A 17524-nucleotide genomic window follows, 5' to 3' on the forward strand; every position below is an offset into this window, starting at 1 on the left:
GCTGTGAAAAATACTGTTTTGAAATTCGCCGCCGATTTCGTATTCAAGAAGCATAACGAGGCAGAGACAGTGAAAAACAATGAAACGGCGAATTTTCACGCTGGGTGCCCTTGCGGCCCTCGCAACCAGCGGATGCAGCAGCAAGTTCCGATCCTATAACGGCCCCGAGGTGACCTCGATCGTCGTCAACAAAGGCGAGCGGCGCATGTATCTGTTGCACCATGATCAGGTGATCAAGGATGTGGAATTCGATCTTGGCTTCGCCCCGGTCGGCCACAAACAGATCGAAGGTGATGGACGCACCCCCGAAGGCGTGTATTTCATCGACCGGCGCAATCCCAACAGCCAGTTCCACCTGTCGCTGGGCATCTCTTATCCCGGCCCGGCGGATGTGGCAGCAGCGCGCGCTTTCAACAAGAGCCCCGGCGGCGACATCTTTATCCATGGTCAGCCCAACAAGGAAAAGGCCAAGGGCCGCGACTGGACCGCAGGCTGTATCGCGGTCAAGAATCGCGATATTGAAAAGATTTATGCGATGGTGCGCGACGGCACCCCGGTCTTTCTGTATCCCTGATCAGAGCCTTGGTAGGGCGGCGCGTCAGCCGCCCATCAGCATGGTCCACCAGATTTTGCCATTGGGTTCCTGATACCAGGAAAAGCCGATATCGCGTGCGCGGCGGTTCAGGATAACGTCACGGGTGCTGGCGGTTTCCATCCAAGCCGCGAGGGTCTCCAATTCGGTCTCGTAGCTTTCCGAGATGTTCTCGCCGAGCATTTGGCCCTGATACCCCGAACGGCGCACGCGATCGATGGGCGATGAACCGTCCGAACCAAAATGCCAAGGCCGGTTCTGTTTGGCCATATCCCGCGAATGGGTTTCGGCGGCCGCGTTGAGATTGGAACTTAAGGTTACCTCGGACGCACCGGCGGCAGTGCGCAGCGAGTTGACCGAATCAACCATGTTGAACTGAATCTTGCTCGTGTCGCCCGCGCGTATGCGGTAAACTTTGGGCAACGGCTTTCCATCCGGGCCGATCTGCGGCGCAGACAGTTCGCTACAAGCCGCAAGCCCAAGGGCGGTGATCAGAAAAAGCGAAAAGATGCGCGCCATGACTTACCTTGAGAGTTATCCACTTTACGCCAATACAATGTGGGGCCACTCGACGCAAACCTTTGCGCGTTTCTCAGCCACGTTCTTCTTGAAAGGTTGATTTGCGACAACAGTTTTACAGGCATAGGATCATAACCTGACGACGGAACATGAAAGGTGAAACCGGATGCCACGTACGACCTTTCCGCTTGTCACGCGTCGCAGCCTGCTTGTCGGCGGTGCGTGCGCGCTTGCAGGTCCAGCCTTGGCCCGCAACAGCGCGCTTTACCCGGAGCCAGAGCCCGAACCCCCGGTGCGACGTAATATTTCCGGGTTCCGCTCCATCGATTGGCGGCCACATTTCAAAACGCTGAAAAAAGGGGCGATTCTGGTCGATACAAGATCACGGGCGCTACATTTCTGGTCGGAAGACCGGAAGATCTATCGCCTCTACCCGTCCAGCGTGCCCTTGAACGATCAAATGACCCGCCGAGGCCGCACATCCGTTGTGCGCAAGGTCGTTGGCCCAAGCTGGGCACCGACTCCGTCGATGAAAAAGCGCAATCCCGAATGGCCGGATTTTGTGCCGCCGGGCCCAGATAATCCCATGGGAACGCACGCCTTGTATCTGAGTTGGAAATATTACCGGATCCATGGCACCCACGATAACCGGAAAATAGGGCGCCAGTCGTCCAACGGTTGCATCGGTCTTTTCAACAAAGACATAGCAGACCTGTTTTCCTTGACCCGGATCGGTACGCAAGTGTTGCTAATATGACGACTTTTCCGGTCACGGGCGCGTGATGGGATGACAAATATTTGCAATCTATCCGTAATGCTGGTTACAAAAAAGGCACAAGAAGTCTTGGCCGCGCAGATCACATTTTTGAACTGCGTTTATTTTTGGAGGATAATATGAAGAAACTCGTTCTCGCTGCTGCATTTGCCGGTGCTGCATCCACTGCATCCGCAGGGAACATCCAGGAGCCAATCGTTGAGGCCCCGGTCATTGTCGAAGAAACACAGGGCTCGTCCAGCGGCATCGTTCTGCCCCTGGTCCTGCTGGTTCTGGTCGCTGCTGCAGTCGCATCGAACTAAGCTGGCATCAGCCTGAAGTTTACGGAAAGGCGATGGGTTTCCATCGCCTTTTTCATTTCATCCGATCCAGCCTTTCAGGTTCTCGCGAATAACGGCACCGAGGGCTTCGATATGGGTGTCTTCGTCATTAAGGCAGGGAATATAGGTAAATTCCTGCCCACCGGCGCCCTCGAAACTTTCGCGGATCTCGTCGTTGATTTCTTCCAAGGTCTCGACACAATCGGCTGAAAAGGCCGGGGCACAGACCGCAATGCGTTTCTTCCCTGCCTTGGCCAGCCTCGCGACCTCATCGACGGTATAGGGTTTCAGCCATTCTTCGGGGCCGAAAACCGACTGAAAGGTGCTGGTTAGTTCGGTCTCCTCCCAGCCCAGCCGCTCGCGCAGCAGGCGCGTGGTTTTCTGGCATTGGCAATGGTATGGATCGCCCTCGTGCAGATAGCGCTCAGGCATGCCGTGATAGGAACACACAAGAATGTCGGGGCGGTTGGGCAATTCGGCATAGGCGCGTTCGATCGATTGGGCCAAGGCCTCGATATAGAGCGGATGGTCAAAATAGGGCTCGACGGTGCGCGCGACGGGCTGCCACGGCTCCGCCATCAAGGCGCGGAAAAACTGGTCATTGGCGCTGGCCGACGTGGCCCCGGCGTAATGGGGGTAAAGCGGGAAAAATAAGATCTTGCGGCATCCGGCGTCAACCATCGCCCGGACCTTGGATTTGGTCGAGGGATTGCCGTAACGCATGCAGAAGTCGACCATCACCCGATCACCGTATTCCGCTTGCATCGCAGCAGCAAGCTTGGCGGTCTGCTGTTTAGTGATGGTCAGCAGCGGGCTTTCGTTGTCAGCTTCATTCCAGATGGTTTTATAGGCCTTGCCACTGGCAAAGGGGCGCTTACTCAGAATGACCGTCTGCAACAGCGGTTGCCACTTCCACGACGGATAGTCGATCACCCGTTTGTCCGATAGAAATTCGCTCAGATAGCGGCGCATCGGCCAGTAGTCATAGGAATCCGGCGTGCCCAGATTGGCAATCAGAATGCCGATCTTTTCCGAAGCGATGGCGGGGTGATCAGCCGGCGCATGGGCGGATGGGCTGGCGGGCATGTCTTTCATACCGGTCTCCTGATTGTCGTGCATGATGATGCAGATATAGGGTTTTCCCTGCGGGTCAATCCGGCAGGGGTGTTTCAGTGGTGTCCAGCGCATCGGCCAGCCGCATCTGCGCCGAGCCGGGCCGCAATGGTTTGGGCTGGCTTTCCGATGGTGACCAACCGGTCAGGCAAACCAGTTCGAACCGCGCTGGAATGCGGCCATCGGGCTCGCCGAAATGCTGTTGGTAAAGTTCGCCCGCGCGGCGGAAGACGGCCCGCCCGGTGGCGCGGCGCAGCCGGTGCGACAGCGCGTTGGTTTCGCCCATCGCCCGCAGGTCGTGCATCAGGTGGTAAATGTCGCGATAGCTGGCGGTCAGGTCAATGCTATCGGCCACCGGAAGCGCGAACCCGGCCCGTTGCAGCAGCGCACCCAGTTCGCGGATTTCACCCATTGGCGCGATTCGCGGCGACAATCCGCCGGTGATCTCGGTCTCGGCCTGCCCCAGTACCGCCCGCAATTGCGCCAAGGTCTGCCCGCCCGGCGCGATCGACAGGAAAAAGCCATCTTCACGCAGCGCCCGGCGGCATTGGATCAATTGGCCGACGGGGTCATTGGCCCAATGCAGGCCCATGGCGTGAATTACCAGATCATGTGCGCCCGGCTGCAACTCGATTGTGTCGCTATCTGCCACACAAACCGCGGCGGGGAACGCATCGCGCCAGAAATCGGGGAAAGGCGTGACGACCGCGGGCGCGGTAAACTCTCTGTTAACCATCGCAAGACGATCCTGCACGTCGTCCATCGCGGCACGGTGCAAGAACAGGTCGGCGGTATCGGCGCGGCGGCGATGGGCCAGCAGGGCATCGCGGTCAATCAGGGGAGAGGTGCTCATAATTGAAGAATAGGGCGATCGCGCAAAGGTTTCAAACCGCAGTTTCGCTTCTGTATCCGCCACGATGTCTGGGCTGCGGGGAAATGGTGGAACGCGATTTCGGCCTGTGCGGTCCATGCTGGCGCGATACCCCGTTTATCGCCGGGTCGGTGTGCGATGCCTGTGGCGTTCCACTGCCGGGGGCAGAGGACGGACATCGGCTGGAATGTGACGACTGTATGGAACGCCCGCGGCCTTGGACGCAGGGCCGCGCCGCGCTGCTCTACAAAGATCGGGCGCGGCGGATGGTGCTGGCGCTGAAACACGGTGACCGGGGCGAACTGGCGCGTCCGGCCGCGCTGTGGATGGCGCGGGCGGCGCGACCACTGCTGCGCGACGCCATGCTGATCGCGCCGGTGCCGCTGCATTGGGCGCGGCTGGTGCGGCGGCGCTATAACCAATCGGCGCTTCTGGCACAGCATCTTTCGATCCAGACCGGGCTGGTCCAATGTCCCGACTTTCTGGTGCGAACCCGCCGGACCCAACCGCTCGACGGCAAAAGCGTGAGGCAGCGATTCGCCGATCTGGACGGCACCATCCGGGCGCATCCCCGGCGCCGCCACCGGATCGCTGGGCGGTCTGTGTTATTGGTGGATGACGTGATGACATCAGGCGCGACGCTTGCCGCCTGCACAACTGCCTGTCTGGAGGCCGGAGCGGCAGAGGTTCGCGTCATTACACTGGCGCGCGTTGCAAAGGATGCCTAAATCTTCGACAAAGCTCATTCTGGTAGGGCGCAAGTATCAAGGGGTAAAGTGATGCAACAAGTCGAGATTTATACGTCACCGCTTTGCGGGTTTTGCCATTCGGCCAAACGCTTGCTGAAGAGCAAAGGCGTGAATTTCTCGGAAATCAACGTGCTGACGAATCCGTCGCGAAAACCCGAGATGATTCAGCGCGCCAATGGCGGGCGGACTGTTCCGCAGATCTTTATCGGCGACACCCATATTGGCGGCTGTGACCAACTTTATGCGCTGGAGCGCGCCGGCAAACTCGATAGATTGTTGTCGGCATGAACCTGCGCGCTGCATTGATTCAGTTGAATTCGGGAGATGATCCGGAGGTCAATCTACCAATCACGCAGGGGTTCGTTGCCGATGCGGCCAAGGCAGGTGCCGGGTTTGTCCTGACGCCGGAAGCGACAAACTGTGTTTCGACCAGCCGGACTTGGCAAAATCAGGTTCTGCACCATGAAGCAGAGGATCCGACGCTTGCGGCCCTGTGCGCTCAGGCGCGGGAGCTGAAGATCTGGCTGTTGATCGGGTCGCTGGCGCTGAAAACCGATGATCAGGACGGACGTTTCGCAAACCGGTCGTTTCTGATTGGACCGGATGGCGAGATTATCGCGCGTTATGACAAGATTCACATGTTCGACGTTAACGTCAGCGCAACGGAAACCTATCGCGAATCGCAGGGCTTCCGCCCCGGCAACAGCGCGGTTGTGGCCGACACCGCCTATGGCAGGCTGGGTCTGAGTATCTGTTACGATCTGCGGTTTCCACATCTCTATCAGGCATTGGCGCAGGCCGGCGCACAGATCCTGACGGTTCCGGCGGCATTTTCAGCGGTCACAGGCGGGGCGCACTGGATGCCGTTGCTGCGGGCGCGGGCGATCGAAAACGGCTGTTATGTGCTGGCCCCGGCGCAGACCGGCACGCATCAGGCCCGACGGGGCAAGCAACGCCGCACCTTCGGTCACAGTGTGGCGATCTCGCCCTGGGGCGAAATTCTGAGCGATGGCGAAACCCGGCCCGGCGTCAATGTGTTCGAAATCGACTCCGACGAGGTTGCGACCGCGCGGCGCCGGGTGCCGTCGCTATCCCATATCCGGCCTTTCGATGGCCCGGATGCGTGAAGGATCAAACCCGCTTGCGGTCGCATTGTTCAGCGAAATCCTGACCGCTGACCAATTGCTGCGCAACCGGCTGGGGCGGGTGCTGCCCAAGGGTATGGAAATTTCACATTTCTCGGTGCTGAACCATCTAGCATCGATCGCCGCCGAACGGTCACCGGCGCAATTGGCGCGCAGTTTTCACGTCACGCGCGGAGCGATGACCAACACGCTGAGCCGGCTGGAATGGGCCGGTTACATCCACATCCGCCCCGACTGGGATGATGCACGGCGCAAACGGGTGGCGATCAGCCCGGCAGGGTTGCTGGCCCGTGATCAGGCCATCGCGGCGCTGACACCGATGGTCAATCAGGTCGTCGGCGAACTGGGTGCGCAAAAGGTGCGGGCGGTTCTGCCGGTTCTGCGTGAGTTGCGCAGGCAATTGGAATCCGAGGATTAATCTGGCTTCACACTGGCGGTAACGTAATTTACGCCAAGATCGCGCACGGACAGCCGCCACTGCCATGTGACCGGGTTGAAAACGAATCCCTTGCGGTCAACCGGGTTCAGTCCGGCGCGATGCAGCAGCTCGAACAACTCGTCCGGGGTGATGAATTTCGACCATTCATGGGTGCCGCGCGGCAGCCAGCGCATGATCATTTCGGCCCCGATTATGGTCATGGCAAAGCTTTTGGGATTGCGGTTGATCGTCGAGCAGATGTGCAGCCCACCGGGTTTCAGCAACCGGCGGCAGGCTGTCAGAAAGGTCAGCGGATCGGCAACATGTTCGATCACTTCCATGTTCAATACGACATCGAACTGTTCGCCCGCATCGGCCAGCGCCTCGGCCGTGGTGTGGCGATAGTCGATGCTCAGGCCGGATTGCTGCGCATGAATCTGCGCCACCGAGATGTTCAGCTCGGCCGCATCCGCTCCGACCACGTCGCCACCCAGCCGCGCCATCGGCTCTGATAGCAACCCGCCACCACAGCCAATATCAAGAATGCGCAGACCCCGGAATGGACCATTTGCGGTCAGGTCACAGTCGAACTGGCCGCCGATCTGGTTTGTGATATAGTCGAGCCGACACGGATTCATCATGTGAAGCGGCTTGAATTTTCCCTTAGGATCCCACCAATCGGCTGCCATCGCCTCGAATTTGGCGATCTCGGCAGGGTCTACGGTGGTTTGTCGCGCTTGCATTCCTGTCTCCCTGTGGTTTTGTGGCCGCTCTTATATATAGGTCAGTAATGGACAAGTACCCCGATCAAAAGCAAAAGCGCGCCGTGCAATATCTTCACCCGCCGATCGAGCCGTTTGACACGCGGATGATTGATGTGGGGCAAGATCACCGGATCTATGTCGAGCAATCGGGCAATCCCGACGGCATACCGGTTGTTGTACTGCATGGCGGCCCCGGTGGCGGATGCAGCCCCGCGATGCGCCGATATTTCAACGCCTCAGCATACCGAATCATCCTGTTCGATCAGCGCGGGTGCGGGCACTCGCGTCCGAATGCTTCGGTTGAAAACAACACGACGTGGCACTTGGTCGCAGATATCGAGACCATCCGCCAGCAGCTTGAAATCGAAACATGGTTTGTCTTTGGCGGCAGCTGGGGCGCGACGCTGGCGCTGCTTTATGCGCAGACCCATCCCGACCGTGTGACACATTTGATCCTGCGCGGCGTGTTTCTGATGACGCAAGCCGAACTTGACTGGTTCTATGGCGGAGGTGCCGGACGGTTCTGGCCCGAGACATGGGAGCGCTTTGCCGCGCTGGTCCCCGAAGGCGAGCGCAGCAACATGATTGCGGCCTATCACAAACGGCTGTTTTCGGGCGACTTGGCTGAGGAGATTCGCTACGCGCGGGCTTGGTCGGCTTGGGAAAACGCGCTGGCCTCGATCCAATCCAGTGGTATATCAGGCGAGCCTCCGGGAGATTATGCGCGCGCCTTTGCCCGGCTTGAAAACCACTATTTCATTAACGGCGGCTTTCTCGATTTTGATGGTCAGATCCTTGCGCATATGGACCGGATTTCCCACATTCCGGGTGTGATCGTGCAGGGACGCTATGACATGATCTGCCCACCTGCCTCGGCGTGGAATCTGGCGCAACGCTGGCCAAACAGCGAGTTGCGGATGGTGCGCAATGCCGGACATGCCCTGTCGGAACCGGGGATCAGCGCCGAACTGGTGCGGATCATGGACCAACTTGCCGAAGACAGCCTATGACCCGGATTGATCGCCGCCTTCTGTTCACGTCCGGTGCTGCTGCTGCCCTCTTGGCCGCCAGTGGTTTGGCGCCTGAGCGCGCGCCGCGTTCAGGCGGGCGGTTGCGCTTGGCGGTGCCGCGCGATGATGGGTCGCTGGAGGCGGTGATGCGCGGGGCGGTGTTTGACACGATGACCGAGATTGCCCCGGATGGTACCTTGCGCCCTGAGCTGGCCACCGCGTGGCGAGGAAGCGAGGACGCGCGGCGCTGGCAGTTTGACCTGCGTCAGGGGGTGACCTTCCATGACGGGCGCCCATTCGGCGCGGACGCTGTCGTTGCCTCGCTCGCGGCGCAGGATCTGCCGGTATCGGTGGCGCGGATCGAAGCCAAAGACGCGCACCGTATTTTGATTGAGCTGGCGCAAGCCAACCCTCACCTGCCCTATCTTCTTGCCGATCCGGCGCTGGTGATCTCTCCGGATGGCGATATATCTCAACAGATCGGCACGGGCACCTATATGCGCGGCGCCTTTACCGAAGGCCGGCACTTCAGGGGCACGCGGGTCGCGCAGCACTATAAATCTGGTCAAGCTGGATGGACCGACACGATTGACGTCACGGTAATTCCCGATTCCGGCGTGCGGGCGGAGGCGCTGCGCGATGGTTTTGTCGATGTCGCCGCCCTGCCCCGCCCCGACGGATTGCGCGGTCATGGTACGTTTACTTACCACCCTTCCGAAGCTCACATGGACCTCGCCGCCCATCAAGGTGTTGGTGTCCCCCGAGTGATCGGGGCACGTGGCCCGCTGGATGACGGCCGTATCGCGGAACGTTGGTGGCTGGTCTGAATTGTGGCCAGACGCCGCGCAAGCGCGTATTCAGGTGACCGTGCGGAATGTGAAAGCGGCCAGCCAAATCTGATAACAATGCGCGAATTTAGGGGCGCTGACTTCACCTGACGCTCTCCGAAAGGCGCCACGTCATCTGTTTGGGAAATTTAAAGAACCGCAAGGCTGCTGTTGCGGGCCCGCGCCCCGCCGTCACCGGTCCAGAGGCTGCCCTCTGGCACTCTCTGAGCGGCCTGCGGTCGAATTCCCCTTGCGAAAGCTACCACCTTACCATATATGCCCTTCAACAGCGGCGCGTCGGGCTCTGGTCCACACGCTCCACCGGAACACGATAACGGGCCGCGGGCCCGTTTTTTTGTGCCTGAAAGTCACTTGATACGACAGATGGAATTATGACGAACGACCTGATTGCCAAAGCCGCCATCGACCGACGCCTTGCCGAGATCATCACACCGGTGGTCGAGGACTTGGGCTTCGAGTTGGTGCGCGTAAGGCTGATGTCGGGCAAGGCGACGACCCTGCAGATCATGGCCGACCGACCCGAAGGCGGCATCGATGTGGACGAATGCGGCGATATTTCGAACGCAGTCAGTGCGACTCTGGATGTCGAAGACCCGATTCTCGATACCTATACGCTGGAAGTATCCAGTCCCGGCATTGATCGCCCACTGACTCGACTCAAAGATTTCGAAGATTTCGAGGGCTATGAGGCCAGGCTGGAGACCGAGGAACTGATCGACGGGCGCCGCCGCTTCAAGGGCGTGCTGGCCGGGGTCGAAGGCGAGGAAGTTCTGATCAATGTCGCTGAGGGCACGATCGGGCTGCAATTCGACTGGCTTACCGACGCCAAGCTGGTGCTCACGGACGACCTGATCAAGGAAATGTTGCGCCAACGCAAGGCAGCGGACGCGGCAAGGGATAAACAACTCGACACCAAAGAAACCGATGTGTCCGATGAGGAGAACCGCTAATGGCCATCACATCCGCTAACCAGCTTGAGTTGCTGCAAACCGCCGAGGCCGTCGCCCGCGAAAAGATGATCGACCCCGGTCTGGTCATCGAGGCGATGGAAGAATCGCTCGCTCGGGCGGCCAAGTCGCGGTACGGCGCGGACATGGATATTCGTGTCGATATCGACCGCAAGACCGGGCGCGCTGTGTTCACCCGCGTGCGCACCGTGGTCGAAGAGGACGAGCTTGAGAACTATCAGGCCGAGTTCACCGTCGAGCAGGCCCGTCAATACATGGAAGACCCAAAGATTGGCGATACCTTTGTTGAAGAGGTTCCCCCCGTCGAGATGGGCCGGATCGCCGCGCAATCGGCCAAGCAGGTCATCCTGCAACGGGTCCGAGAAGCCGAGCGTGACCGTCAGTACGAAGAATTCAAGGATCGCGCCGGCACCATCATCAATGGACTGGTCAAGCGCGAGGAATACGGCAACGTCATCGTCGATGTGGGCGCTGGTGAGGCGATCCTGCGGCGCAATGAAAAGATCGGGCGCGAAAGCTATCGCCCTAACGACCGCATCCGCTGTTACGTCAAGGACGTGCGTCGCGAACCGCGCGGGCCGCAGATCTTCCTGTCGCGTACCTCGCCCGAGTTCATGGCCGAACTGTTCAAGATGGAAGTGCCGGAAATCTATGATGGCATCATCGACATCAAGGCGGTCGCCCGCGACCCCGGAAGCCGCGCCAAGATCGCGGTGATCTCCTATGATAACAGTATCGATCCGGTCGGTGCCTGCGTTGGTATGCGCGGCAGCCGGGTTCAGGCGGTGGTGAACGAGCTTCAGGGCGAAAAGATCGACATCATCCCGTGGAACGAGGATATTCCAACCTTCCTGGTAAACGCGCTGCAACCCGCCGAGGTTTCCAAGGTGGTGTTCGACGAAGAAGCCGAACGCGTCGAGGTCGTCGTTCCCGAAGAGCAGCTTTCGCTGGCAATCGGGCGTCGCGGGCAGAATGTGCGGCTGGCCAGCCAACTGACCGGTCTGGATATCGATATCATGACCGAGGCCGAGGAGAGCAAGCGGCGGCAGGAAGAGTTTGAAAAGCGCACCAAGCTGTTCATGGATACACTGGATCTGGACGAATTCTTTGCCCAGCTTCTGGTTTCCGAAGGCTTTTCCAGTCTGGAAGAAGTCGCCTATGTCGAACAGGCCGAGCTTTTGGTCATTGACGGCGTGGACGAGGATACCGCCAACGAACTACAGGCCCGCGCCCAAGATGTGCTTGAGGCACGAAACAAGGCCGCACTGGAAAATGCCCGCGCGCTGGGTGTCGAGGACAGTCTGGTTGAATTTGACGCCCTGACACCCCAGATGGTTGAGGTATTGGCGAACGACGGCATCAAGACGCTGGAAGACTTTGCGACCTGTGCCGATTGGGAACTGGCCGGCGGTTATACGACCGTTGACGGACAGCGCGTGAAGGACAATGGTCTTCTAGAGAATTTCGATGTCTCGCTGGAAGAGGCGCAGAATATGGTGATGACCGCCCGCGTATTGCTGGGTTGGGTTGACCCCGAAGAACTGGAAGCTGAGGACGAGACCGAAGACGAGAGTGACGAACAACAGCATGAGGCCGGAGCCTGAGTTCAGGCTCCGCGAGGCATAATATGGGACGCGCTGGCGCCTCCACGGATCAGGCTGAAGATCCCCGCCGCAAATGTATTGCAACGGGGGAGGTGCAACCTAAATTCGGGCTAATCCGCTTTGTCGCGGACCCCGAAGGACAAGTGGTGCCGGATATCCTTGGCAAACTTCCCGGACGTGGTACATATGTTGCCGCTGACCGGGAGGCGTTGACCAAGGCCGCGACCAAGAAATTGTTTGCGCGCGGCCTGAAAGCGCCGGTTCAGGTGCCGGACGATCTGATTGACGAGATCGAACGCCAGCTGGCGCGCCGGGTGATCGACCTGATCAGCCTGGCCCGCAAGTCCGGCGATGCGGTCGCCGGCTACGAAAAAGTCAAGGACTGGCTGGCCAAGGAAGAGGCCCAAGTCCTTATCCAGGCCGCTGACGGGTCTGGCCGAGGTAAATCGAAACTCAGCACGCCGCATTTTGGTCACTATATCGGCTGGCTGAGCGCGGACGAGATGGGAATGGCATTTGGTCGGCAAACTGTGATACATGCTGCGCTCGCCTCTGGTGGACTCGCTCCGCGTGTTGTAGAGGAAGCGCAGCGGCTGCGAGGCGTGCGCGAATTGACGGATGGCGGCAAGGGCCGCCCGGAAGGGTAAAAAAGCTTTATGAGCGATACTGACGGCAAAAAGACATTGGGTGTTCGCGGAAGTTCCCGTCCGGGGAACGTGAAACAGAGTTTCAGCCACGGGCGGACCAAGAATGTCGTTGTGGAGACCAAGCGCAAGCGTGTGGTCGTGCCCAAGCCGGGTGCCGGCAAGGCGGCCGGTTCCGGCGGCGGCAGACGTACGCCTGCGGGCGACCCGTCGCGCCGTCCCGCTGGCATTTCAGATGCCGAGATGGAGCGCCGCCTGAAGGCAGTTCAGGCCGCCCGGGCGCGCGAGTCCGAAGAGGCAGCTGCACGCGAAGCCGAGGAAAAGGCCCGCGCCGAAGAGCGCGAGCGCCGCAGAGCTGAGGCCGAGGAAAAAGAACGCGAAGAGCGCGAGCGCGAAGAAGCGTTGAAGGCGCGGGCGGAAGAAGAAGAGCGGCAGCGCCGGGAAGCTGAAGAGGCTGCCAAACGGGCGGCCGCACCAGCGACGCCCGAACCAGCCGCTGAGCCGCGCCAAACCCCCCAGCGCGCGACGCCAGCCCCGACCCCGCGCAAGGACGACCGCGAGCAACAGCGCCCCCGTGGCGGCAAGGCGCGCCAAGATACACGCCGCTCTGGCAAGCTGACGGTTAATCAGGCACTGCGCGGCGGCGAAGGTGGCCGCCAGCGTTCGATGGCCGCGATGCGCCGCAGGCAAGAGCGTGATCGGCAGCGGGCCAGCGGTGGCAGCGCCGAACGCGAAAAGGTCGTGCGCGAAGTGCAACTGCCCGAAACCATTGTGGTCAGCGAGTTGGCCAACCGCATGTCCGAGCGTGTCGCGGCAGTGGTCAAGGCGTTGATGAACAACGGCATGATGGTAACCCAGAACGAGGTTATCGACGCCGATACCGCGGAACTCATCATTGCGGAATTTGGCCACAACGTTGTTCGCGTATCCGCGTCGGACGTCGAGGACGTCATTACGCAGATCGTGGACGATGAAAAGGATTTGGAACCGCGTGCGCCGGTGATCACCATCATGGGCCACGTGGACCACGGGAAAACCTCGCTTCTGGACGCGATTCGCAACGCCAAGGTCGTCTCCGGCGAAGCGGGTGGAATCACCCAGCATATCGGTGCCTATCAGGTGCAAGCGAGCGATGGTCAGCTCCTGACCTTCCTCGACACGCCCGGCCACGCCGCGTTTACATCGATGCGCTCGCGCGGTGCGCAGGTGACCGACATTGTTGTGCTGGTGGTTGCAGCCGATGACGCAGTTATGCCGCAAACCATTGAAGCCATTCACCACGCCAAGGCGGCCGGGGTGCCGATGATTGTTGCCATCAACAAGGTCGACAAACCCACAGCCAACCCCGACAAGGTGCGCACCGATCTGTTGCAGCACGAAGTTGTGGTCGAGAAAATGTCTGGTGACGTGCAGGACGTCGAAGTGTCCGCGCTTAAGGGCGAAGGTCTGGACGATCTGCTTGAGGCGATCTCACTGCAGTCCGAGATCCTCGAGCTCAAGGCCAACCCGGATCGCGCCGCACAAGGTGCCGTGATCGAAGCACAGCTGGATGTGGGCCGCGGCCCGGTGGCAACGGTTCTGGTCCAGTCCGGCACGCTGCGTCAGGGCGATATCTTTGTCGTCGGCGAGCAGTGGGGCAAGGTCCGCGCGATGGAAAACGACAAAGGCAAGCGCGTGAGCAAGGCTGGTCCATCGGTGCCGGTCGAGGTGCTGGGTCTGAATGGCACGCCCGAAGCAGGTGACGTTCTGAACGTGGTCGAAACCGAGGCACAGGCACGTGAAATTGCCGAGTACCGCGCTGACGCAGCCAAGGACCGCCGCGCCGCCGCCGGTGCTGCGACCTCGCTCGAACAGCTTATGGCGAATGCCAAGGCCGACGAGGACGTCAAGGAACTGCCTATCGTGGTCAAGGCCGACGTACAGGGCAGCGCCGAAGCCATCGTTCAGGCGATGGAAAAGATTGGTAACGAGGAAGTCCGGGTCAACGTCTTGCATTATGGCGTGGGCGCAATCACCGAAACCGATGTCGGGCTGGCCGAAGCCAGTGGCGCGCCGATCATGGGCTTTAACGTCCGTGCCAACGCCACTGCGCGGGCAACTGCCAACCAAAAGAGCGTCGAGATCCGCTATTACTCGATCATCTACGATCTGGTTGACGACGTGAAGGCGGCCGCCAGCGGCTTGCTAAGCAGCGAAATCCGCGAGCGCTTTATCGGCTATGCCGAGATCAAGGAAGTGTTCCGGGTCACCGGCGTCGGCAATGTTGCCGGGTGTCTGGTCACAGAAGGTATCGCCAGACGTTCGGCTGGTGTACGCCTGCTGCGCGACAACGTGGTGGTACACGAAGGCACGCTCAAGACGCTCAAACGTTTCAAGGACGAAGTTCCCGAAGTCCAGTCGGGCCAAGAATGTGGGATGGCCTTCGAAAACTACGACGATATCCGTGCCGGAGATGTCATCGAGATTTTCGAACGCGAAGAGGTCGTCCGCACGCTAGAGTGATCCGACTGAAATATGTAACAAAGAGGGCGTGGCGAAAGCTGCGCCCTTTTTACGTCTGAGATCGGCTCAGAGCCAGTCGCGCAAGATCGGGATCAGCGGCAGATCGGCAGCGGGCATGGGGTATTCGCGCAGGTCTTGCGCCCGGACCCAGGCCAGTTTCTGGCCTTCCTGCGCCACCGGTATGCCCTCCCACTTGCGGCAGGCAAACAGCGGCATCAGCAGGTGGAAATCATCATATTGATGGCTGGCAAAGGTCAGTGGCGCTAGGCAGGATGCCCATGTGTCAATGGCCAGTTCTTCCCGCAATTCGCGAATCAACGCCGCTTCGGGGGTTTCGCCGACTTCGACCTTGCCGCCGGGAAACTCCCACAGCCCCGCCATCGCCTTGCCTTCGGGGCGCTGCGCCAGCAAGATCCGCCCCTCGACATCGATCAGGGCCACCGCAGACACCAGAACCGATTTCATGGAGCGGTCACGACCGGTAATCGGCGTTGATGTCGATATAGCCATGGGTCAGATCACAGGTCCAGACCGTCGCCTGACCGTCACCCAGACCGAGATCGACCGAGATCACAAGATCCTGCCGTTTCATGTATTCAGCGGCAGCCTCTTCCCGGTAATCCGGGCTGACCCAACCGTTTTCGGCCACAAGAATATCTCCGAATCGGATATTCAGCCGGTCACGGTCGGCGCTGGCACCGGATTTGCCGATGGCCATGACGATGCGGCCCCAGTTCGGATCTTCGCCCGCGATGGCGGTCTTGACCAATGGCGAATTGGCTATGGACAACCCATGCACCTTGGCATCGTCGGTATTGGCGGCGCCGGTCACGCGGATTTCGACAAACTTGCTGGCCCCCTCGCCATCGCGCACGACCTGATGCGCCAGATCCAGCATGACATCGTGCAGCGCCGCGGCAAAAGCGGCATTCTGGGTCACGTCCACCTGCGACGCACCCGTAGCGCACAACATCAGGCTGTCCGAGGTCGAAGTATCGCTGTCCACGGTAATACAGTTGAATGTGCGATCGGTCAGATCGGCCAGCAGCGTTTGCAACCGGGGCTGATCGACCACCGCATCGGTAAATATATAAACCAGCATCGTCGCCATATCCGGCGCAATCATGCCCGACCCCTTGGCGATACCGGCGATGGAGACCGTCTGGCCGTCGATCACGACCTGCCGCCCGGCACCTTTTGCAAAAGTGTCGGTGGTCATGATGGCTTCGGCGGCGGCCTTGATCCCGCCCGCGTCCAGCGTCGCGTTAAGCTCCGCAATCCGGTCGGTGATCCGCTCATGCGGCAATGGCTCGCCGATTACCCCGGTCGACGCGCTGAACACCCGCGTTGTGGGCAATCCGGTTGCATCGGCGACCGCCTTGCAAATCTCCGCCACCGACTTGGCACCGTGCCTTCCCGTGAACGCATTCGCATTCCCCGAGTTCACCAGAATCGCCGCCCCCTCATCCGCGGCTTGGCCGATCTTGTCCTGACAATCCAGCACCGGCGCCGCGCGCGTGGCCGAGCGCGTGAACACGCCCGCCACAGTGGTTCCCGGCGCCAGAACGGCCAGCATCACATCGGTGCGGCCCGTGTAGCGCACACCAGCAGCCACAGAGGCGAAGCGCACGCCCTCGATCACTGGAAGATCGGGAAATGAAGCAGGTGCAAGCGGTGAGCGAGGTAGTGTGTTGACCACGTATCAGTTCCCGATCAAGGTGCCGTCAGCCAATATCTCCGGATCAAAACCCTCGATCACGGGACGCTCGACGGTGGCGTTGGCAGTCAATTCTTCAATCTTGGCTTCGACAGCGGCGCTGCGCAGATCATTGGCGATATCGTCGCGCACGTCATCCAGCTCGGGCGCTTCCGCAGTCCGCCTTTCGTTCAGCTTGACGATGTGCCAGCCGAACTGGCTGTGAACAGGCTCGGAAATTTCGCCCGGCTCCATTGCGACCACGGCCTCTTCGAACTCGGGTACCATCGTGCCTTTTTGGAACCAACCGAGTTCGCCACCATTTGGACCAGTCGGACCCGTCGACTCGTCTTTGGCGAGAGCGGCGAAATCCGCACCTTTGTCCAGACGGGACTTGATCTTCTCTGCTGCCGCTTTGGTTTCAACAAGGATATGCGCTGCGTTGAATTCTTCGCCACCGTCGCCATCGCCGAACCGTTGGTCATATGCTGCCTGAATATCGGCGTCACTCGCCGCATTCATCATCACCGACTCAAGCACATCCGCTGCAAGAAGCGAGCGCCGCTCGTTTTCAAGCGCCAGTTCGACAACCTTCGGAATATCACCGCTATGGGCCTGCTTCAGGGCGCTTTGTTGGATCAACTGTTCGCGGATTGCATCGAAAAGCATTTCGGCAGGAGCCTGCCTGTACTGGGCGGGAAGGGTCTCATAAGCGACAACCATATGACCCAGAGTGATCTCATCCCCGTTCACGCGTGCAACCACGGTATCGGCGTCAAACGCAGCTTCTGCAGCCGCCGGCAGACCAAGGGACACTGCCACCGCGATAGCAGACAGAAAAGTGAGACCTTTAGGCATTGATTCATCCTATTGATGGGCCGCGACCGGGCGCAACGTTGACACTGTTTCAACGGCCCCTTACATCGCCTTGTGGCCTGTGAAAATGCCGTTATTCATTCCGTCTTAGGGGATGTTGTCAAAGCGGA

General features: G+C 60.0%; 20 protein-coding genes. 13 read left to right on the forward strand and 7 right to left on the reverse strand.

Going from position 1 to position 17524, the window contains the following annotated elements; genetic code table 11:
• The first annotated feature begins 79 nt into the window (after nucleotides 1-79).
• Nucleotides 80-574, forward strand: coding sequence for a L,D-transpeptidase family protein (locus tag JAO82_RS05500; protein WP_198685361.1), 495 nt, complete (start codon nucleotides 80-82; stop codon nucleotides 572-574).
• A 24-nt stretch (nucleotides 575-598) separates the two neighbouring features.
• Here JAO82_RS05500 and dalA read toward each other — a convergent pair whose 3' ends face one another.
• Complete coding sequence (gene dalA, locus JAO82_RS05505) at nucleotides 599-1111, reverse strand: divisome-associated lipoprotein DalA (RefSeq protein WP_198685362.1); 513 nt, start codon at nucleotides 1109-1111, stop codon at nucleotides 599-601.
• A gap of 166 nt (nucleotides 1112-1277) precedes the next feature.
• Between dalA and JAO82_RS05510 the strand changes: the two genes are divergently transcribed.
• Nucleotides 1278-1868, forward strand: coding sequence for a L,D-transpeptidase (locus tag JAO82_RS05510; RefSeq protein WP_198685363.1), 591 nt, complete (start codon nucleotides 1278-1280; stop codon nucleotides 1866-1868).
• A 137-nt stretch (nucleotides 1869-2005) separates the two neighbouring features.
• The gene (locus JAO82_RS05515) at nucleotides 2006-2188 is read left to right on the forward strand and encodes a hypothetical protein (protein ID WP_198685546.1); all 183 of its coding nucleotides are present in this window, start codon (nucleotides 2006-2008) and stop codon (nucleotides 2186-2188) included.
• A gap of 57 nt (nucleotides 2189-2245) precedes the next feature.
• On the opposite strand, the gene hemH is transcribed toward JAO82_RS05515, so the two are convergent.
• A complete protein-coding gene (gene hemH, locus JAO82_RS05520) occupies nucleotides 2246-3301 on the reverse strand; it encodes a ferrochelatase (protein WP_198685547.1) in 1056 nt (351 codons plus the stop codon).
• A 55-nt stretch (nucleotides 3302-3356) separates the two neighbouring features.
• Complete coding sequence (locus JAO82_RS05525; RefSeq protein ID WP_232897256.1) at nucleotides 3357-4172, reverse strand: methyltransferase domain-containing protein; 816 nt, start codon at nucleotides 4170-4172, stop codon at nucleotides 3357-3359.
• 17 nt (nucleotides 4173-4189) lie between these two features.
• Here JAO82_RS05525 and JAO82_RS05530 point away from each other — a divergent pair, with 17 nt between their 5' ends.
• The 4 genes from JAO82_RS05530 to JAO82_RS05545 are packed head-to-tail and all read left to right on the forward strand — an operon-like array spanning nucleotide 4190 to nucleotide 6502.
• The gene (locus JAO82_RS05530; RefSeq protein WP_332872498.1) at nucleotides 4190-4918 is read left to right on the forward strand and encodes a ComF family protein; all 729 of its coding nucleotides are present in this window, start codon (nucleotides 4190-4192) and stop codon (nucleotides 4916-4918) included.
• Nucleotides 4919-4969: 51 nt separating this feature from the next.
• Nucleotides 4970-5227, forward strand: coding sequence for a glutaredoxin 3 (gene grxC / locus JAO82_RS05535; RefSeq protein WP_198685365.1), 258 nt, complete (start codon nucleotides 4970-4972; stop codon nucleotides 5225-5227).
• A 2-nt stretch (nucleotides 5228-5229) separates the two neighbouring features.
• Nucleotides 5230-6066, forward strand: a complete 837-nt coding sequence (locus tag JAO82_RS05540; protein WP_198685549.1) for a carbon-nitrogen hydrolase family protein — start codon at nucleotides 5230-5232, stop codon at nucleotides 6064-6066.
• A complete protein-coding gene (locus JAO82_RS05545) occupies nucleotides 6059-6502 on the forward strand; it encodes a MarR family winged helix-turn-helix transcriptional regulator (RefSeq protein ID WP_198685366.1) in 444 nt (147 codons plus the stop codon). The genes JAO82_RS05540 and JAO82_RS05545 overlap by 8 nt, the downstream gene beginning before the upstream one ends.
• Here the strand turns inward: JAO82_RS05545 and ubiG are convergent.
• Nucleotides 6499-7245: a bifunctional 2-polyprenyl-6-hydroxyphenol methylase/3-demethylubiquinol 3-O-methyltransferase UbiG gene (gene ubiG, locus JAO82_RS05550; RefSeq protein ID WP_198685367.1), complete on the reverse strand. Its 747-nt coding sequence runs from the start codon at nucleotides 7243-7245 to the stop codon at nucleotides 6499-6501. The two genes, JAO82_RS05545 and ubiG, sit on opposite strands and share 4 nt — an antisense overlap.
• 47 nt (nucleotides 7246-7292) lie before the next feature.
• On the opposite strand from ubiG, the gene pip reads away from it, so the two are divergent.
• The 6 genes from pip to infB all read left to right on the forward strand — a co-directional run bounded on the left by pip (nucleotide 7293) and on the right by infB (nucleotide 14842).
• A complete protein-coding gene (gene pip / locus JAO82_RS05555; RefSeq protein ID WP_198685368.1) occupies nucleotides 7293-8276 on the forward strand; it encodes a prolyl aminopeptidase in 984 nt (327 codons plus the stop codon).
• Nucleotides 8273-9103, forward strand: a complete 831-nt coding sequence (locus JAO82_RS05560) for an ABC transporter substrate-binding protein (RefSeq protein WP_198685369.1) — start codon at nucleotides 8273-8275, stop codon at nucleotides 9101-9103. Before pip ends, JAO82_RS05560 begins: the two co-directional genes overlap by 4 nt.
• Before the next feature lie 392 nt (nucleotides 9104-9495).
• A complete protein-coding gene (rimP, locus tag JAO82_RS05565) occupies nucleotides 9496-10074 on the forward strand; it encodes a ribosome maturation factor RimP (protein ID WP_198685370.1) in 579 nt (192 codons plus the stop codon).
• Nucleotides 10074-11696 (forward strand): transcription termination factor NusA, encoded by a 1623-nt coding sequence (nusA, locus tag JAO82_RS05570; RefSeq protein WP_198685371.1) that lies wholly within the window; start codon nucleotides 10074-10076, stop codon nucleotides 11694-11696. Before rimP ends, nusA begins: the two co-directional genes overlap by 1 nt.
• Before the next feature lie 23 nt (nucleotides 11697-11719).
• Nucleotides 11720-12343 carry an RNA-binding protein gene (locus JAO82_RS05575; protein ID WP_198685372.1) on the forward strand — a complete coding sequence of 208 codons (624 nt, stop codon included), beginning with the start codon at nucleotides 11720-11722 and terminating at the stop codon, nucleotides 12341-12343.
• 9 nt (nucleotides 12344-12352) lie between these two features.
• Nucleotides 12353-14842 (forward strand): translation initiation factor IF-2, encoded by a 2490-nt coding sequence (infB, locus tag JAO82_RS05580; RefSeq protein WP_198685373.1) that lies wholly within the window; start codon nucleotides 12353-12355, stop codon nucleotides 14840-14842.
• A 66-nt stretch (nucleotides 14843-14908) separates the two neighbouring features.
• On the opposite strand, the gene JAO82_RS05585 is transcribed toward infB, so the two are convergent.
• From JAO82_RS05585 to JAO82_RS05595, 3 genes are read right to left on the reverse strand one after another with little or no spacing between them, the layout of a single operon-like run.
• Complete coding sequence (locus JAO82_RS05585) at nucleotides 14909-15307, reverse strand: (deoxy)nucleoside triphosphate pyrophosphohydrolase (RefSeq protein WP_198685374.1); 399 nt, start codon at nucleotides 15305-15307, stop codon at nucleotides 14909-14911.
• A gap of 7 nt (nucleotides 15308-15314) precedes the next feature.
• A complete protein-coding gene (gene argJ / locus JAO82_RS05590) occupies nucleotides 15315-16541 on the reverse strand; it encodes a bifunctional glutamate N-acetyltransferase/amino-acid acetyltransferase ArgJ (protein ID WP_198685375.1) in 1227 nt (408 codons plus the stop codon).
• Between the two features lie 3 nt (nucleotides 16542-16544).
• Nucleotides 16545-17396, reverse strand: a complete 852-nt coding sequence (locus tag JAO82_RS05595; RefSeq protein WP_198685376.1) for a peptidylprolyl isomerase — start codon at nucleotides 17394-17396, stop codon at nucleotides 16545-16547.
• Nucleotides 17397-17524: the final 128 nt, after the last annotated feature.

Origin of the sequence: Pontibaca salina, from assembly GCF_016307205.1 — a bacterium.
GTDB lineage: Bacteria > Pseudomonadota > Alphaproteobacteria > Rhodobacterales > Rhodobacteraceae > Pontibaca > Pontibaca salina.

Coding starts and splice junctions, on each gene's coding strand:
- JAO82_RS05500 (WP_198685361.1), top strand. CDS start 80: ATGAAACGGCGAATTTTCACGCTGGGTGCCCTTGCGGCCCTCGCAACC.
- dalA (WP_198685362.1), bottom strand. CDS start 1,111: ATGGCGCGCATCTTTTCGCTTTTTCTGATCACCGCCCTTGGGCTTGCG.
- JAO82_RS05510 (WP_198685363.1), top strand. CDS start 1,278: ATGCCACGTACGACCTTTCCGCTTGTCACGCGTCGCAGCCTGCTTGTC.
- JAO82_RS05515 (WP_198685546.1), top strand. CDS start 2,006: ATGAAGAAACTCGTTCTCGCTGCTGCATTTGCCGGTGCTGCATCCACT.
- hemH (WP_198685547.1), bottom strand. CDS start 3,301: ATGAAAGACATGCCCGCCAGCCCATCCGCCCATGCGCCGGCTGATCAC.
- JAO82_RS05525 (WP_232897256.1), bottom strand. CDS start 4,172: ATGAGCACCTCTCCCCTGATTGACCGCGATGCCCTGCTGGCCCATCGC.
- grxC (WP_198685365.1), top strand. CDS start 4,970: ATGCAACAAGTCGAGATTTATACGTCACCGCTTTGCGGGTTTTGCCAT.
- JAO82_RS05545 (WP_198685366.1), top strand. CDS start 6,059: ATGCGTGAAGGATCAAACCCGCTTGCGGTCGCATTGTTCAGCGAAATC.
- ubiG (WP_198685367.1), bottom strand. CDS start 7,245: ATGCAAGCGCGACAAACCACCGTAGACCCTGCCGAGATCGCCAAATTC.
- pip (WP_198685368.1), top strand. CDS start 7,293: ATGGACAAGTACCCCGATCAAAAGCAAAAGCGCGCCGTGCAATATCTT.
- JAO82_RS05560 (WP_198685369.1), top strand. CDS start 8,273: ATGACCCGGATTGATCGCCGCCTTCTGTTCACGTCCGGTGCTGCTGCT.
- rimP (WP_198685370.1), top strand. CDS start 9,496: ATGACGAACGACCTGATTGCCAAAGCCGCCATCGACCGACGCCTTGCC.
- nusA (WP_198685371.1), top strand. CDS start 10,074: ATGGCCATCACATCCGCTAACCAGCTTGAGTTGCTGCAAACCGCCGAG.
- JAO82_RS05575 (WP_198685372.1), top strand. CDS start 11,720: ATGGGACGCGCTGGCGCCTCCACGGATCAGGCTGAAGATCCCCGCCGC.
- infB (WP_198685373.1), top strand. CDS start 12,353: ATGAGCGATACTGACGGCAAAAAGACATTGGGTGTTCGCGGAAGTTCC.
- JAO82_RS05585 (WP_198685374.1), bottom strand. CDS start 15,307: ATGAAATCGGTTCTGGTGTCTGCGGTGGCCCTGATCGATGTCGAGGGG.
- JAO82_RS05595 (WP_198685376.1), bottom strand. CDS start 17,396: ATGCCTAAAGGTCTCACTTTTCTGTCTGCTATCGCGGTGGCAGTGTCC.